The organism is Sorangium sp. So ce1504, assembly GCF_051521635.1.
GTDB lineage: Bacteria > Myxococcota_A > Polyangia > Polyangiales > Polyangiaceae > Sorangium > Sorangium cellulosum_B.
Genome location: NZ_CP150365.1, coordinates 10145729 through 10161653 on the forward strand (window position 1 = coordinate 10145729; position 15925 = coordinate 10161653).

At 69.0% G+C, this 15925-nt stretch carries 12 protein-coding genes and 2 pseudogenes; 6 read left to right on the forward strand and 8 right to left on the reverse strand.

Features of this window, described 5'->3' with window-relative positions; translation table 11 throughout:
• Nucleotides 1-523 precede the first annotated feature (523 nt).
• The 5 genes from WMF39_RS38205 to WMF39_RS38225 all read right to left on the reverse strand — a co-directional run bounded on the left by WMF39_RS38205 (nucleotide 524) and on the right by WMF39_RS38225 (nucleotide 5711).
• Nucleotides 524-2044: a glycine betaine ABC transporter substrate-binding protein gene (locus WMF39_RS38205; RefSeq protein ID WP_437741396.1), complete on the reverse strand. Its 1521-nt coding sequence runs from the start codon at nucleotides 2042-2044 to the stop codon at nucleotides 524-526.
• Entirely contained in the window at nucleotides 2041-2835 is a 795-nt protein-coding gene (locus WMF39_RS38210) for an ATP-binding cassette domain-containing protein (RefSeq protein WP_437741397.1), read from the reverse strand. The genes WMF39_RS38205 and WMF39_RS38210 overlap by 4 nt, the downstream gene beginning before the upstream one ends.
• Nucleotides 2832-4121: an SUMF1/EgtB/PvdO family nonheme iron enzyme gene (locus WMF39_RS38215; RefSeq protein ID WP_437741398.1), complete on the reverse strand. Its 1290-nt coding sequence runs from the start codon at nucleotides 4119-4121 to the stop codon at nucleotides 2832-2834. Before WMF39_RS38215 ends, WMF39_RS38210 begins: the two co-directional genes overlap by 4 nt.
• The gene (egtD, locus tag WMF39_RS38220; RefSeq protein WP_437741399.1) at nucleotides 4118-5083 is read right to left on the reverse strand and encodes an L-histidine N(alpha)-methyltransferase; all 966 of its coding nucleotides are present in this window, start codon (nucleotides 5081-5083) and stop codon (nucleotides 4118-4120) included. Before egtD ends, WMF39_RS38215 begins: the two co-directional genes overlap by 4 nt.
• A 232-nt stretch (nucleotides 5084-5315) precedes the next feature.
• On the reverse strand, nucleotides 5316-5711 hold the full coding sequence (locus WMF39_RS38225) for a hypothetical protein (protein WP_437741400.1): 396 nt from the start codon (nucleotides 5709-5711) through the stop codon (nucleotides 5316-5318).
• A gap of 502 nt (nucleotides 5712-6213) precedes the next feature.
• Between WMF39_RS38225 and WMF39_RS38230 the strand changes: the two genes are divergently transcribed.
• From WMF39_RS38230 to WMF39_RS38245, 4 genes and pseudogenes are all read left to right on the forward strand, one after another.
• Nucleotides 6214-6840 (forward strand): hypothetical protein, encoded by a 627-nt coding sequence (locus WMF39_RS38230; RefSeq protein ID WP_437741401.1) that lies wholly within the window; start codon nucleotides 6214-6216, stop codon nucleotides 6838-6840.
• Between the two features lie 193 nt (nucleotides 6841-7033).
• Nucleotides 7034-7162 (forward strand): annotated as a pseudogene (locus tag WMF39_RS38235) (IS200/IS605 family transposase); the annotation flags it as partial.
• 46 nt (nucleotides 7163-7208) lie between these two features.
• Nucleotides 7209-7733 (forward strand): hypothetical protein, encoded by a 525-nt coding sequence (locus WMF39_RS38240; protein ID WP_437748154.1) that lies wholly within the window; start codon nucleotides 7209-7211, stop codon nucleotides 7731-7733.
• A 589-nt stretch (nucleotides 7734-8322) separates the two neighbouring features.
• A pseudogene (locus WMF39_RS38245) lies at nucleotides 8323-8436 on the forward strand (GFA family protein); the annotation flags it as partial.
• 210 nt (nucleotides 8437-8646) lie between these two features.
• On the opposite strand, the gene WMF39_RS38250 reads toward WMF39_RS38245, so the two are convergent.
• Both WMF39_RS38250 and WMF39_RS38255 read right to left on the reverse strand, forming a co-directional pair.
• A complete protein-coding gene (locus WMF39_RS38250) occupies nucleotides 8647-9834 on the reverse strand; it encodes an MYXO-CTERM sorting domain-containing protein (RefSeq protein WP_437741402.1) in 1188 nt (395 codons plus the stop codon).
• Between the two features lie 460 nt (nucleotides 9835-10294).
• Nucleotides 10295-11386, reverse strand: coding sequence for an MBL fold metallo-hydrolase (locus tag WMF39_RS38255; RefSeq protein ID WP_437741403.1), 1092 nt, complete (start codon nucleotides 11384-11386; stop codon nucleotides 10295-10297).
• A 207-nt stretch (nucleotides 11387-11593) separates the two neighbouring features.
• Between WMF39_RS38255 and WMF39_RS38260 the strand changes: the two genes are divergently transcribed.
• Nucleotides 11594-12556: an AraC family transcriptional regulator gene (locus WMF39_RS38260; RefSeq protein ID WP_437741404.1), complete on the forward strand. Its 963-nt coding sequence runs from the start codon at nucleotides 11594-11596 to the stop codon at nucleotides 12554-12556.
• A 334-nt stretch (nucleotides 12557-12890) separates the two neighbouring features.
• Here the strand turns inward: WMF39_RS38260 and WMF39_RS38265 are convergent, their stop codons facing one another.
• Nucleotides 12891-15137, reverse strand: coding sequence for a DUF3160 domain-containing protein (locus WMF39_RS38265; RefSeq protein WP_437741405.1), 2247 nt, complete (start codon nucleotides 15135-15137; stop codon nucleotides 12891-12893).
• A 461-nt stretch (nucleotides 15138-15598) separates the two neighbouring features.
• On the opposite strand from WMF39_RS38265, the gene WMF39_RS38270 reads away from it, so the two are divergent.
• Nucleotides 15599-15919 (forward strand): hypothetical protein, encoded by a 321-nt coding sequence (locus WMF39_RS38270; RefSeq protein ID WP_437741406.1) that lies wholly within the window; start codon nucleotides 15599-15601, stop codon nucleotides 15917-15919.
• Nucleotides 15920-15925 lie beyond the last annotated feature (6 nt).

Sequence of the window (15925 nt, forward strand, 5' to 3'; positions counted from 1 at the left end):
GCTACTTCGGTGAGTGCCCGCCCGCTCTGAGACTGTTCAACGGTGCGCTCACGCGGAAGGTATCGAGGCGCTCGTGCGCCAGGAGGCGCGGTGCCGTCTGGTCAAAGCTCGGCTGCGGACTAGGGTCGCGCGCGGGGATCCATCTACGGGGCGCGCCCGAGCCAGTAGGGTACAGCTATACGGTAGGATGCCTTCCGCTTGGTGCTACGCCGCGGTAATCCCAGGCGTTTCAGGCGCGGAAGACCTGCCTGAGCGCATAGGGCCCGTTCTGTCAATGAGCTCGTGCAGTCGGACTGCACGAGTCAGGAACGGCTCCGAGAATCTTGGCTTTGCGGAACGCGTTTGCTTTTCCTGTCCGCCCCGAGCTCCGTCTGCTTGGCGCATCCGCGCCAACCCACGACGTCGATACCCTTCGACATGGGCCGACGGCCTTGGAACGCGCGTTCCACGTCAAGGCCGATCGCGCCGCGCCAAACGTGCGAGCCCCAACGGCCGGCCCGCGGGGGGCCCAGCGCAGAAGAATTCAGCGCCGCAATTCATCGAGGAAACGGGCGGCCACCGCGGCCGGCGAGCCCTTCTTCTCGTCCACGGCCGCGTTCATCTGGCGCATCTTCTGCGCGTCGATCGTCCCCGACAGCCCGCGCAGCGCCTCCAGCACCTCCGGGCGGGTGCGCGCGAGCCGATCGCTCACCAGCACGAGCGCGTCGTACGGCGGGATGGCCCGGCGATCGTCCTCCAGCAGCACCAGATCGTCGACGATGATCCGCCCGTCGGTCGAGAAGGCGGTGATCACGTCCACCTGCTCCGCCCGCAGCGCCTCGTAGAGCAGCGACGGATCCATGCTCCGCGCCTCGCGGAACGCGAGGCCGTACACGCGCTCGATGGCGCGCCACTCCGGCCGCTGGAAGATCTCGTAGTCGCCCCCCACCCGCAGCGATCGCGCGCGCGCCCCGAGATCGCTGATGCGCCGGATCCCCAGCCGCTCGGCCTCGGCCCGCCGCATGGCGAGCGCGTAGGTGTTCTCGAACCCGAGCGCGGCGGCCACCTGGACGTTGTACCGATCGAGCAGCTCCCTCTCCACCGTGGCCAGCACCGACGCGCGGTCCGCGCCCTCCGTGCTCCGTCTCAGGACGTTCGCCCAGAGGGTGCCCGAGTAGTCGACGTAGACGTCGATCTCGCCGATCTTCAGCGCGTCGAACACCACCGTCGATCCGAGCGATCCCAGCGTCCGCGCCGGCACGCCGGCGACGCGCTCGATCCTCCCGGCGACGATGCCGGCGAGGATGTACTGCTCGGTGAAGGTCTTGGCGCCGACGGTGATGGACACCTGATCGCGCGCGAGGAGGGCGCGCACGACCGGGGTGGCCGCGAAGACCGCGAGCCCGGCGAAGCCGCCGAGACACAGCAGCACGAGGCGCCGGCTGTGGCGCGTGACGCCGGCGAGCAGGCCACGCACCAGGCCGTCCAGCACCAGCGCGAGCCCGGCCGATGCCACACAGCCGATCAGCACGGCCGTGGTGTTGCGCGTCTGCAGCCCGCTGAAGATGTAGTCACCAAGGCTCGGCGCCCCGACCGGCGTGGAGAGCGTGGCGGTGCCCACCGTCAGCACCGCCGCCGTGCGCACGCCGGCCACGATCACCGGGAGCGCCAGCGGCAGCTCGACGCGGCGGAGCTGCTCGCGGGGCGTCATCCCCACGCCGCGCGCGGCCTCGATCACCGCCGGATCGAGGCCCGAGAGGCCGGCCGCCGTGTTCCTGAGGACCGGCAAGAGGCTGTAGAGGAAGAGGCCGATCAGCGCCGGCAGGTAACCGATGCTGCGCGCGCCCAGGGCCGCGAGCACGGGCACCATGAAGGCCAGGAGCGCCAGGCTCGGGATGGTCTGGACGACGCTCGCCACGCCCAGCACCGGCCCCTCCAGGCGGCGCGATCGCGTGACCAGCACGCCCAGCGGGACGCTCACGGCCACGCCCAGCGCCAGGGCGACCAGCGTGAGCCCAAGGTGGGCGGCGAGGTAGCGCGGGAGGAGGGCGAGCTGCTCCTTCACGAAGCGTCGCCTCCCGCGATCGTTCGCGCGGGCGCGCCCGCGATCAGCGACTCGACGGCGCGCGCCTGCTCGAGCGGGCCGCGCACCAGATCGGCCACGTAGTCGTCGGCCGGCGCGCGCACCAGCTCGCGGCCGGGCGCGAGCTGCAGGAGGCGCCCGCCGCGCATGACGCCCACGCGATCGCCGAGGAGCAGCGCCTCGACGACGTCGTGCGTGACGAAGATCGCCGAGAACCCCAGGCTCCGGCGCACCCGCGTGAACGATCGCTGGAGGCGCTCGCGCGTGATCGGATCGAGCGCGCCGAACGGCTCGTCGAGCAGCAGCACGCCCGGCTCGGCCGCCAGCGCCCGCGCCACGGCCACGCGCTGCGCCTGGCCGCCGGAGAGCGCGTCGGGCCGCCGATCGCGGACCTCGGCTGGATCCAGCTCGACCAGCTCCAGCAGCGTGTCCACCCGACCACGGATGCGCCTCGCGTCCCAGCCGAGGAGCGCCGGCGTGATGCCCACGTTCTCGGCGACCGTCAGGTGCGGGAAGAGCCCGAGCCGCTGGAACACGTAGCCGATGCGGCGCCGGAGCGCGTGCGGCGGCACGGTGGTCACGTCCTCGCCCTCGACGCGGATGCGACCCGAGCTCGGCTCGATGAGCCGGTTCGTCATCTTCAGCGTCGTGGTCTTCCCCGACCCCGACCCGCCCAGCAGGACCACCAGCTCGCCCGGCTCGACGCGCAGGGAGACGCTGTCGACAGCGGCGATTCCATCGTAGCGCTTGGTCACCTGATCGAGCTCGATCATCGCCGCCGAGAGCGTGGCTCCTCGCGTACGACCCGGAAGCTCGAAAAGACATAGGGATAGTCCCGGCGATACCAGTTGCGGAAGCTCGGCCGGAGGAACCCCTCGTCGGTCGCCCACGAGGCGCCGAAGACGACGTCGTGCTCCCCGTCGAAGAAATCCGCCGAGTACCCGGGGTACGTGCGGGCGTACGCGACGAAGCCGGGCAAGGGCGCGAAGGGCGTGGACGTCCATTCCCAGCCATTGCCCACCAGCTCCTCGACGCCGAACGCGCTGGCGCCGTCCGGGTGGCTGCCCGTCGGCACCGGCGACCATCCGCGAAAGCCGAATTGGCCATGACGCGGCTCGCCCGGCGCGTGCCCCCACGGACGCGCGCGCACACCGCCGCTCGGCTCGCCGAACGCGGCGCGGCGCAGCTCGGCCTCGGTCGCCAGGCGCCCACCGCGCCAGACTGCATAGGCGCGCGCCTGCTCGCCCGAGACCTGCGCCGGCCAGCCCGACGCGACCTCGAAGGAGACCGGCCCGAAGATCGTCTTCACCGCCAGCCCGCCTCCGCGGCGCACGAACGTACGGGGCGTGAGCGCGGCCCGCGCGCCGTCTTCCATCGCCTCGAGGAAGGCCAGGTAATCGCCGTTCCGCACCGGCAACGAGTCGATGGTGAAGCCCGGGACATCGATCTCCGCGCGCCCGAACTCGTTGTCCCAGCCGAACGGGATCGCCTCGAAGTCCGCGCCGATCACCACGCGGCCCGCCGGGACGTGCCGGGGCTCGGCCGCGCGCCCCCCGCCGCCCACGAACGCGGGCGCGCCGTCGGGGCGCCGCGCGGCGCCGTGCTCCTGGAGCATGTACATCAGGGTCTCGTGGTGCATCCGCTCGTGCTCGATCACGAGCTGGAGGATCCGCCCCCGCGCGCCGAGCACGTCCTCGGCGCGCGCCAGCACGTCGGGGATGCGCGCCAGCACGGCGCGGCGGACCTCGTCGCGGTACGCGATCACCTCGGCGATCGCCGGCCACGCGTCCCTCGACGCGATGCGGGCGCCGTCCTCGTCGGCCGGATCGATCCCGCGCTCGAACAGCACGTCGAAATCGCTCCGCATGGGCCCGAGCCCGAGGACGCCTCGGCCGATCTGGTTCCACGCGAAGGCCGGGAGGTGCCCCAGGTAGAACGAGAAGGGGTGTCGCAGCGCGATGGGCCGACGCCCCATCGAGGCCTCCGGGACGAGCGCGAACAGATCGTCGCTGCGGCGCCACGCGGCGGCGAGGAGCGCCTCGAACGAGGCCTCCGTCACGCGTCGTTCCGCCGGAGCAGGGCCAGCGCGAAGAGCTGGTCGGGATCGGTGTGCCACGAAGACACCACGAGCCCTCCGGCCCGGGCCGAGGCCTGGAGCGAGTCGCGCGTGAACTTGCAGCTCACCTCGGTGCGGATCTCGGCGCCACGCTCGAGATCGAGCCGCAGATCGAGCGCCGGGATCTGCACGCGCATCCGCCGCGAGGCCACGAGGCGCATCTCGATCCACGCCCGCGCCGCGTCGTAGAAGGCGCGGTGCGCGAACGCGTCGGGCGCGAAATTCGCCCCGAAGCGCCGGTTGATCACGCGGAGCGCGTTGCGGTTGAAGGCCGCCGTCACGCCCTCCGGATCGTCGTACGCGGCCTCCAGCCGGGCCGTGTCCTTGACCAGATCGGCGCCGACGAGGAGCGCGTCCGACGGCTCCATGACGCGCGCGACCTCGCGGAAGAAGGCGCGCCGCTCGTCGGGGTAGAGGTTGCCGATGGTGCCCGCGAGGAAGACCACGAGGCGCCCCCCGCCCCGGCCGAGCCGCGGCAGGTCGGTGGTGAAATCACCGATCACGCCGCGGAACGTGTACTCCGGGTAGTCGGTGCGGAGGCGGCTGATCGACGTCTCCAGGAAGAGCCCGTTCACGTCCAGCATCGTGCACGTCTCGCCGCCGCCCACCCACCGCCAGGCGTCGAGCAGGATGCGGATCTTGCGGCCCGCGCCGCTGCCCAGCTCGACGAGGCGCCGCGGCCGGACGGCGCGCAGGATGTCTCCGGCGCGCTGCTCGAGGATGCCGATCTCCGTGCGCGTCGGGTAGTAGACCCCGAGCTGGGTGATCTGCTCGAACAGCTCGCTCCCGAGATCGTCGTAGAAGTAGACGGGCGGGATCTCGGGCGGGGATCGTGTGAGGCTCTCGCGCAACCGAGCGCGCTCATCGGGTGAAGGGTACGCGTCCTCCGCGAATGTGGAGCTCAACAGGACCTCCTTGAGGGAGCGCTGGGCAACGCGTCCATTGGGAGGAGAGCGGCGGACGTCAAGCATGGATCCCCGGCGTGCCGCCGTGGACGATGCTCGGTGAACCCCGGGCAGCGCGGGCGTACTCAAGGGGTGTGCAGAAAACGGGGGCCGGGCAGGTAGAGCCAGTAGGGTACAGCGATACGGTAGGATGCCTTCCGCTTGGTGCTACGTCGCGGTAATCCCAGGCGTTTCAGGCGTGGAAAACCTGCCTGATCGCGTAAGGCCCGAGCCTCCCTAACTGCTCCACCGCCGCGCGCAGGGTCGCCCCCTCCTGCTCGATCCGTGCGGCCACCTCGGGCTTGTTCACCTTCCGCGCGATCGCCGCGACCAGCATCCCTGGCGAGAAGCCGACGCCCGGATCGATCCAGGCCACCGCCCGGCCCGCGGGCACATGCCGCTCCGCCCAGCGCAAGAGCGACGACTTCCCCACCTTCGCCCCACCCAGGATCTGCGCCGGCAGGTTCTTGGCGATCGCGTCGAGGATCTCCCCTGCTCCGCCGTGCGGCCAAAGAAATCCTGGGCTCGCGCGATCGGCGGGCCGCGCGTCTGGAGCCGCCGACCGCGCGAGGGTAGCTACTCCTGCCACATCCGAACCTCCGTTGTGGCCGTCGCGAGTCCTGAACGCAACCGAGCACGCCCGCGATGACCATCAATGAGCCTGCTCGGCGGCCCCTAAGCCAGCCTGAGCGTCAACACCCCCATACGCACGAGGCCAAAGCACTCATGAGGGTGTGACCAAATCAACGGTCAACTATCTTGGCACCCACCGGAGCCCGAGGCAGTGCTGGCCGTGTCGGCCGTCTCCGCGTGACATGTCACGTGACATGTTACGTGACATGTCACGATATCGAACGCTGGAGATGGCCCCCACCGCGGAAGTCGCGGCTTTTTCGGACCTGGCCCCTTGGCTCGATCGCTGCATCAGGGTCCTCGCAGCCGCCCGCGGCGCTCCAGTCCATTCATCTCGCAGGTCGGCGCCCGCCGGGAGCGTGCGGTGGTGTTCCGCCACACGCCGTCTGGGACCAGCACCCAGAAGAGTCTACCCTCGCCCGCGGCGAACCCCCGAACGATGCCAGGAGTACACGTCCATGTCCACGTTGAAAGTCAGCCTGTTGGCCCTCGCTGCTGCGATCCTCGGTGCCACCTTGATGCTCGGCCTCAGCAGAGCCGGATATGCGTCCGCTGAGAGAACGCCTGCGGCGCAGGGATCTAGGCGCGACGCGCCGGGATCACGAGCTCACACGTTGCCGCCGCAGGGCGGCAACCCCTACAAGACGGCCGCCGCGCCCCTATCGCCGCCGGCGTCCGCCCCGGGGCCCGAGCGCGCTTCGCCGAGGTCGCCGGCGCGAACGGCTCCGGCGCTGGACGACGAGGAGGCGGGCGCGCTCGCGAATGCGCAATTCGAGGCCAAGCTCCGCGCGTTCGAAGCGGCGCCCGAGGAGCATGACTGGGCGCCGCGCGCGGCGGGCGCGCTGCGCTCGGAGCTGGGCACGCTGTCAGAGAGAGAGGGTTTCAAGGTCGAGTCGCTCGCTTGCAAATCGAAGACGTGCGTCGCGAACGTCCAATGGGACAGCGCGGAGGACGCCATACGAAACAACCAGCGCATCGCCGAAGCGAAGTACTCGGTCAACTGCAATATCCAGGTCATGGGCAAGCTCGGCTCTGGCGAGAACAAGGGCTCTCCGATGTCGATCGTGTTCTCCGATTGTCTGTAGCTATCAACCCGAATCGTCAAAGCCTAATCCGTTGAGAAATCCCCCGGCTCTGCCGGGGAGGCAGCCGAAGATTGATTTTCCGGGATCCTGAAGGCGGCCCCCCTCGTGAGCGGCTCACGCATCACGAAAGGGGTTCCAGATGGATGACCACCAGAGTCTCAACCATACGAAGTGAGAGCGCAAGCACCACGTCGTGTTCATCCCAAAGTGCCGGCGCAAGGTGCTCTACGGAGAGTTGCGCCGCCACCTCGGTTCGGTTTTCCGAACGCTTGCGGAGCAGACGGAGAGCCGGGTCGAGGAGAGGCACCTCTGCTCCGAAAACCCCCGGCTTTGCCGGGGGATCCTTACCAACAGAAAGGTCAACACCGATGCGCGTGAAGATGTTTGGCACAAGCAGCATTGTCCTCGTCGCCCTCGCCACCATCTCGAGCAATACCGCGGCTTTCCAGGCTGATCGGTACTCAGGATTCGAGTGCGAGGGGTATGTCTGGCCGCCAGAACAATATACATGGTACGGCCAAACGTACACCTGCCCCGTCTTAAACTGGTTCCCCGACGGACTCGCAGATGTCAGCAGAGTGTTCGTCAATCTGACGATGGCATATCCGGCGTCATGGTATGATTGCTCTCCGCCGTCCGCGAAGGCTTGTGTTATCTACGCTGCCCGCAACAGCAACACCTATGGATCGGCGTGCAGCTTGGAGGCCACCTCATTGACCAGGCAAGACGCCGGTGCAAACGCCATCCAGATTTTGAGCACCCACCTCACGGCATGGCACTCGAATTACCCCTTGGGTGCCGGCTATCTGTTTATCACTGTGGGTGGAGCTGACGGGGATATCTGCACCGCCACTCCGGCCGTGCTGCGCGGTTACACTGTCGAATCCGACTGACGACGACACCCTCCGGGCCTCGGCTTCAATGGCCTTGGCGGATTCAATGGCCGTGGCTATCCTTGCTGTAATCGTCCACCGCCCAGGCTGCCTGAGGCGCCGCGACATGCCTCAACGCGACATACCTCAACATGTTCGCTTGCTTGCATGGCTGCAGAGGTCGGCCTAAAGCTCGCCCATCGTGGCACGTGACTGGCGCGACGGTCGCATCGACGGACTGGAGCGGGAGAACGCTGCTCTCCGTGCCCGCGTCGAGCGCGCTGACGAGCTCGACGCGGGAGAACGCCGCCCTCCGTGTCCGCATCCAGCAGTTGGAGACACGGCTTCGGGAACTGGAGGCGCTGCTCGCCAGATACTCGGGTAACACCAACAGATCCAACGAGTTCACTCGGCCGTGGATTATTGTCTACACCACGCTGGCAAGATCGGCATCGAGCTCCAGGCGAAGTACCGGACGTGGGAGGAGCTCGCCCGAGCGTTCGAGGCCGGCATGCCATCGTGGCAACGGCAGCGTGGGGTCTCGGATCCACAGCAGACGGGCCGCGTGCAGAAGCATCTCCCGCAGCTGCGCCAGCAAATCTGGCCGCACATCCCGCTCTCGAAGCTGGCGGGTGGATGTGCGTGCGGCGCCGTTCGTTACACGTGTTCTGCGGCGCCCGTCTGGACTCTCAACTGCCACTGCCGCGATTGCCAGAGGGCAAGCCTAGTTCTGGCTCCCAGCATCAAGGCCGGGCTCGACCTGGACTGGAGCGACCCGAAACAGAAGGCGGCAGCGATTCAGCGCCTGGAGCGGCAGGTCTCGTCGCTGCAGCAGTGGGTCGACCGCCACATGGACGACGTCGTCGAGCAGCCGCTTCGCATCTATCTGGAGGCGGTCACACAGGTCCGAGACCAGGACCTGGAAACAGCCGCGTCAGCGCGGAGTCCGCCGCGCGCGCCGGCGGCGGGTCGCGGCGGCCAGCGCAAGGAGCGCGGCGCCCGCGATCGACGCGCTGGCGCGCCCGCTCTGCCCGGGCGTCGCGCAGCCGCAGCCGCCGTCCGAGCCCGCGTCCCCGGAGTCGCCCGGGGGCGCCGCGCCCGCGCCCCCCTCGCCCGCGCTGCCCGCCTCGCCGCCCGTGCCCGAGGACAAGCCCTCGCCGCCCGTGCCCGAGGACAAGCCCTCGCCGCCCGTGCCCGAGGACACGCCCTCGCCGCCGCCCCCGCCGCCCCCGCCGGGCTCTCCCTCGAAGCGGACGGTCGCGAAGTTGCCGTAGCTCTCGCTCAGCGGCGGCTCGCCCTGGCAGGAGACGAACTCGTAGCCCCATGTCGGGCGGAGCGAGAACGCGCCCCCCTTCCCCTCGATCGGCCCCGAGGGCGGCGCGCAGAAGCCGCTCACCACGTAGTCCTGCTGGGTGTCCTCGTCGACGAACGATCCGCCGACGAGCACCGACAGGTTGCGCACGGGCTGCGTGCCGTCGCGGTACGCCACGACGAGCGTCCACCCGGCGGCGTTCAGCGCGTTGTTCGTCTCGTTTTGCGTGCCCGGCACGCCGCGCACCTCGTACGCCCCGGCGCCGTGGGCCTGCACGAACGCTGTCACGTTCGCCGACCGCAGGTAGTAGTTCACGGAGAACCCGCTCGCGCTCGTCCCGGCGAGCGTCACCGAGGTCGCCTCGTCCGGCGACGCGGCCATCGACGCGCCGCCCGTGCTCAGCGTCACGGGGGTGCCCAGGAACGCGGTGACATCGTCGCCGTAGTTGTAGCTGCCGCCCCAGATGAGCTCCGCGTAGAGAACGTCGAGCTCGTCCGGCAGGGCCAGCTCCGCCGCCGACCCGTTCTGCCTCCAGTCCGCCGTGGTCCCCGCGGGCCACGGGTTCGCGGCGTTCGGCGGCGTGTCGTCGACGCCGCCGTCGAGCGAGAGGAACGTCCCGATCGAGTCCTCCGCGCCAGGCCGGTTCGCACTGTGTTGCTTGCTGAGCCCCAGCGTGTTCCCGGTGGCGACGATGCCGCCCGGCGCCGTCGTCGTGAAGCGGAGCTGGGTCGCCGAGGCGGGCTGGGCGTGCCCGAGGCCCAGGGCGGCGAGCCCGGCGAGGGCCGCCGTGCGGGGGCGCAGGCGACGCATCGTTGCCTTCGTCCTTAGCAGCCGCGCGGCCCACCGATTCCATCGCGCTCGATTCGTCATGGCTCCTGCCGCCCTGGATCGGGCCCACCGCGCAGAGGCCACGCCCTCCGCGCTCCGGGTGTGCTGGCGGCCCCGCGTCCGCGCGCAGGATACCCGCGCGACGCCGGGCGCTCCAGGGCGTCCACGCGAAGGATGGGGTTCGGACCTACGAACACGCGGAGATCGCCCTCTACCACGCGCTCGGGGACCTGCCGGAGCCCGAATGGCTCACCCACAAGTTCTATCGAGGAGGCAGAATAACTAGCTCTACTGCGGGAAGTCGGCCGGGAAGCGAACCGCCAAGCCGTCAAGGGCGCCAAGAAAACCGGGGACTAGGGGGGATGCCCGGACGGCCCCCTTCCCCCATGCGCGTTATCCATCCGCGGGGGTGAGCCCGTCCGTGCGTCCTCGCGGCGTCGCGCTACTTCCTCTTCGCGTCGTCGACGTAAGGGGCGGGCACCCAGCGGTAGGACTCTCCGTCTCTCCGGACATGGCCCAGCCCGGGAAACGGGGCGTGGGTGTGCGCGACGAGGTAGCCCTTGTCGGCCGCGTCGGCGAGCGCCTTCTTGCGCGTTTCCACGGCCATCGGCGCGTTCACGTCGAAGGCCACCGCCACCGAGGGATCGTCGAACTGAACGGCCATGATGTGAACGAGGTCGCCCCACAGGAGGAGCCTCTGGCCGCCGCTCTCGAGAGCGTACAGCGTGTGGCCGGGCGTGTGGCCGTACGCCGGCTCCGCGCGGAACCCCGGAAAGAACTCGGCCGCTCCGGTGAACGGCTTCACTTGCCCGGCGTCGAGGTACGGCTGCAACGTGGCTTGCGCCGCGGCGAAGAACTGGGCTTGCATCCCCGAGGACTTCGCGGCGGCCGCCTTGTCCATCCAGTAGTCGAGATCCTTCTGGTTCAGGTGGACGGTGGCGTTCGGGAAGGCCCTCTTCCCGCCGATCACGAGCCCGCCGGAGTGATCCGGGTGAACGTGCGTGAGGAAGACGTCGGTGACGCTCTCGGCGCTCACGCCCACCGCAGAGAGCGACGCGGGGAGCTTCCCGGTCGTGGGGCCCATGAGCTCTGCGCACCCGGTGTCGACGAGGATCGTCCTGCCGTTCCTGTGGATCAGGAAGGTGTTGAAGGACACGTCGATCGGCGACCTCTGGAAGGATTGCGCGAGGAGCTTGTCGACCTCACCCGGTTTGGCGTTGAGGACGAGGCCATTCGAGATATCCAGGCCGAACGTGCCGTCGGAAAGCACGGTCACGTCGATGTCGCCTACACGCGTGTGATAGAAGCCCGCCTGACGCCTCTCGCCGCCGGACGGAATCAGCGCGCTCGCCGCCGGAGACGGCGCCGGTGCCGCCGGCGTCGCGGCGGGCTGCTCCGGAGCCGCCGGGCTCTTCGGAGCGCTGCCGCTCGGCGGGGCCGGGGCGGCGCACGCGGCGGGGAGGGTGAGAGCGCCTCCGAGCAGCAGGAGTGAGGCCGCGATGGACGCGATTCGCCGCGTGGAAATCATCCGCATGATCGTTCTTCTCTCCGGGCGCTCTTCGGTCGCTGGCGGCGCGCGAGCGCTGCTCGCCGCCCGTCGGCGGGACGGCGGCCCGTGTTCGCCGCCCGTTCGCCGTTGCACCGTACGTCCATGCAGGTAGACTTACTATGCCTGAAACATCAGAAAAAATAAACCAATCGTCCAGATGGGGCGCCTGACGAGCGCTGGAGGAGCGAGGCGATGGACGCCCTCAGCCGACTCTTTCATTCGCTGCACGTCGAGAGCGCCCTGTGCACGCGCTTCGAGGCGTCGGCGCCGTGGGGACACCGCGTCGCGCACCGCGGCCCCATCAAGTTCGTGCTCATCGTCGCGGGATCGTGCTGGCTGCGCACGCGCGCGCTCCCGGAGCCGAGGCTGCTCGGCGCACACGATCTCTTCCTCGTTCTGGATGGCGAGCCTTACGTGCTGTCCGATTCGCTGGACTCCGCGACCGTGGACTGCACCGATCTCGAGGATCGCCGAGACGGCTATCTGATCCGCTACGGAGGCGGAGGCGCGCGCTCCACGCTGGTGAGCGTGGCCTTCGACGTGGATCCGACGGAGGGCGAGCCTCTCCTCGTCGCGCTCCCGCGCTTCATCCACCTGCGCATCGATCAGAACCGGAGCCACGGCCTCCAGTCGCTCATCGAGCTGTTGCGCCTCGAGGTCTGCTCGTCGGAGATCGGATCGATCCCGATCATCCGCCGCCTCGCCGAGGCGCTCTTCATCTCGGCGGTCCGGGCCTACCTCCAGACCGGCGAGGGGCCGAGGAGGGGCGTCCTCGCGGCGATCGCGGACACGCGGCTCGCGCGCCCGCTCGGCGACATGCACGAGGACCTCGCGCGCGGCTGGACGATCGACGACCTCGCGCGCAGCGCGCGGATGTCTCGCTCCGCTTTCGCGGAGAGGTTCCGGAGCACGGTGGGCCAGACGCCGCTCGAGTATCTGACGCGGATCCGGATGGACCGCGCGCGCGGGCTCCTGCGGGAGGGCGTCCCCATCGCCGAGGTTGCCCATCGCGTCGGCTACGACTCGGCCATCTCGTTCACGCGCGCTTTCCGGCGCGTGACCGGCGGCACCCCGGGGGCGTACCAGCGCGGACCCGAAAGCGGAGCGAGGCCGGAAGACGCGCACGAGAAGGAGTCGAGGCGGCCATCCTCATGACGGTGGCGCCTCGCCGGTTCCCGGCGCCCCGTCGCCGGACGACAAGCCCGCCATGAATCGACGGCACCGTTCTTCGATGTCCTGGATGCTCAGGCGCCCGTCCTCGAGCAGCCTCGAGGCGTGCCGCATTCGCCACCCCATCACGTGCGCGAGCGGCATGTCGCCCGCCGCGGGCGGGGGGCGCCGGGACGGCTTCGCGCTTCCTGGCGGGGGCTCGTCGACGGGACCTCGCCAGGTCGTCGGCCATCTCGACGTAGGGCGCCAGGAGGAGCGACGTCGACGGAGGGCGTCGAACCGCAGGTTGTCACAGCGCTGGGCCTGGCCGCGCCGGTTTCTACTCCGCCAGCACCGGCGCCATCCACGGCACATCGGCCGGCGGATCCTGATACAGCTTTCGAGCCCATTCCTGGTCGGTGAGTCGGGTGAAGCCCTCTGCCAGGTGCTCGTGGTAGGCGAACACCGCGCCCGCGTACGCGCGCGGACCCTGACAGGTATCGACCGTCATGACCATCATGCGTGGATTGCCGGTGCCCACGTGCAACACCGACGGAGCTCGCGGGACCGGCAGGTCGCCTCCGATGTCCGTGTGCACATCGGCGATGGTCGGGTCGCTCTTCAAGCCGTCGACGGGATCGAAGAACAGATCCTTGTACCAGCCCGTTTGCCAGGGGTCACCGCTGCCACCGCCCTCGATGTGAATTGCCTGCTTGATGAAGGTCAGATGCTCCTCCGAGTGCGGCATGCCCGTCCGCTGCGCTTCCGCCATTTCACTCAAGGTGGTCGCGATACGCGACAGGGTGCCGAAGTAGGCGCTCACCTGCTCGGCCAACGTGTCGTTCCCGTTCAAGCTGAAGTCGAGGGTATCGACCAAGGCCTGGCCCTGGCCGGCGAATCTGGCGATCTTTTGAAACAGCTCGGGGTAGGGCTCGACGTACGCATCCGGAAAGTCGCAGCCATTGCTGCCGGTATACGACTGCTTGGCATACAAGATCGTGTCGTGCCTGAGCTGCGCCCACGATCCGAGCTGAGTGTTCAGCAAACGGCGCCCCCACGCCTCGCTGCGCGCCACGCTGGGTAGACCTTCCGCGGCTGGCCCCAGGGTCGTGGCGTTCGCCGAGAGCGTCTGCAGCGCCCCGAGCCAGGACGTGTACAGGCTGCCTTCCCAGTACGATGGAGGGTGGGCGTCGGCGATGACGCGAACGGCCGCCAGATCGCCGGCGTAGCTCCATTCTTCGAGCTCACCCGCGAGCAGGCTCACGGCATGGTCGTTCTTCAGGGCGGCGAACGCGGCGTCGAGCGGGTTCGGGACCACGCGCGTCGCGGTGCGGTCGTACACCACGTTGGAGAACACGTGACTGTCGATCACGTAGCGCTGCCCGAAGAACGCAAAGCTCGCATTGAGCGGGAACGTGGAATCGCCGCCATCCTTTCGCATGATGTGGCTCGCGATGCGCTGCTCGCCGTAGCGCCCCTCGATGATCGCCTGAGCGATCGTCGTGTCATCGATGGCAGCAAGCCCGCTCGTATCGGACACCCCCAGGCCTTGCAACAGCTCGTCCAGCTCGGGCACGATCATGTAGTCGTGCTCACCCACGAACGCGGTGACGGTTCGATCGATGCCCGACCAGTCTTCCAGCGCCGCGGCATCCATCAAGTCACGCATCGCCAGCGCCGCCTCGAGCTGACGGCGCCAGAAGACGCGCGAACCATCGGGCATGGTCTCGATCAGCCGAAAATCGATGCGTCCCATCCACATCATGGCGCGGAAATAGCGCTCGAGCGCCACCGTGTCCGTGTAGTGGCCCCGAGGCTTGAATTGCGAGAAGTCGAAGCGGCGCGGAACGCCGAAGATGGACCTTTGCTGTTCTCCGTCGGCCGCCTCGGCATGAGCCAGGAAGGACGCGACGTCGGCTTTGCTGGCTCCCGCCACGGGTTCGCTGGGCGCTCCCATCAGCAGACTGCGCGCGACGGTCAGGTAGAAGTCCGCGTCGGCTGCTGCCTGCTCCGAGAGCCCGGAGTTTCCGGACGCCAGGCGAGCACGCATCGTGTCGAGCAAGCGGGCGACACGCGGGATCAAGACGGCCTGTTCCAGGGCCTGCAAGATGTCGTCGTACGAACGGTGCATGGCTTCGAGCACCATGTCGCCGCTCACGAAGACCGGCAAATCGTGCACGTAGATGGCAGCGTAGGCGTAGGGAAAGCTGGGATAGGCAAGTCGGCTAGAAACTACGAAGCCGTTCGCGGCCAGGACCTCGAGCTCCGCGTCATTCAGGCCCAGCTCTGATCTCTGGATCAGATCGAGGTTCTGAACGTCCGTGAGACCGTAGCCCAGATCGTTCGAGAACGAGACCGCGTAGGCCTCCTGGAGGGACGCCGCGTCGTGTTGTTTGGCGGTGGCCACCTGGGCTTCGACTTCGGTCGCGGCGACCGAGCTGAGCTCGAGCTGTACCTGGGTTCCGACCTCTGCGGGACGCTCGTCGCCGGGACCGGCGGGGCCCGGCCCACCCGGTTCGGTGGAACCAGAACACGCCGCGAGCAAGCCAACGCTGACCAGGGTGGAGAGAATTCGTTGGGTGTGCACGGATTTTCCTGCTCCTTTGGCGGCACAGGGTCTGGTGTGCCGGTGTGCCAAACCCGGATCGTTGTGCCGCGGCACCAGGCCGAAGGACGCTCGAATTGCGGGTTTCATCCACTCCATGTGTGCCAACGCCATAGACAGGCAACCGGCGTGCCAGCCCTCCGAGCCGACAAGCGGCTTCCGGGCTTCCTGCTGGCCACTCCAGTGCCGCGGGTGTGGGTGTTGTACGGCGCCAACGGTTGCACGGGAACGCTCGCCGCGGAGCTCGTCCAGGCGCGGAGCCTCGCTCCGGTCCTTGCTGGGCGTGGAGGGCTCGGCGGCGTGGTCCTTCCGTCGTTGGCGCGAGGGGGAGGCGCGCTCGGCGGGGTCGGGCTCGCAGGATCGGCCTTGCTCGCGTTACCGTCCTTGACACGGGTTGACGAAGCCGTCGTAATTGCGTCGTGCTGACCATCCGGCGCGAGCAAATGAGACTCCTGGCCCGGCGCCCGGACGCCGAGCTCATGCCGCGCCTGCTCGAACGCGTGCGGGTGATGTATCCGGAGCAGGTCTGGAGCACGAACGACGAGACGCTGATTGAGCGCCTGAAGGCGCAGCTCCAGCGGGCGGCGGGCCACGGGCTTCACCTCGAGGCCCACGTGACCAGCTATGTGGATCTGTGCTTCGAGCTCGGCGACTCGTTCGAGGAACAGCCGGAGTACGCGGCGCTCGTCGCCACGCTCCGCGCCCGGAATGTGACAAGCGAGGCCAAGGCGCAGGCCATCGCGGACGAGCTGGTGATCGGGTAAGCGATG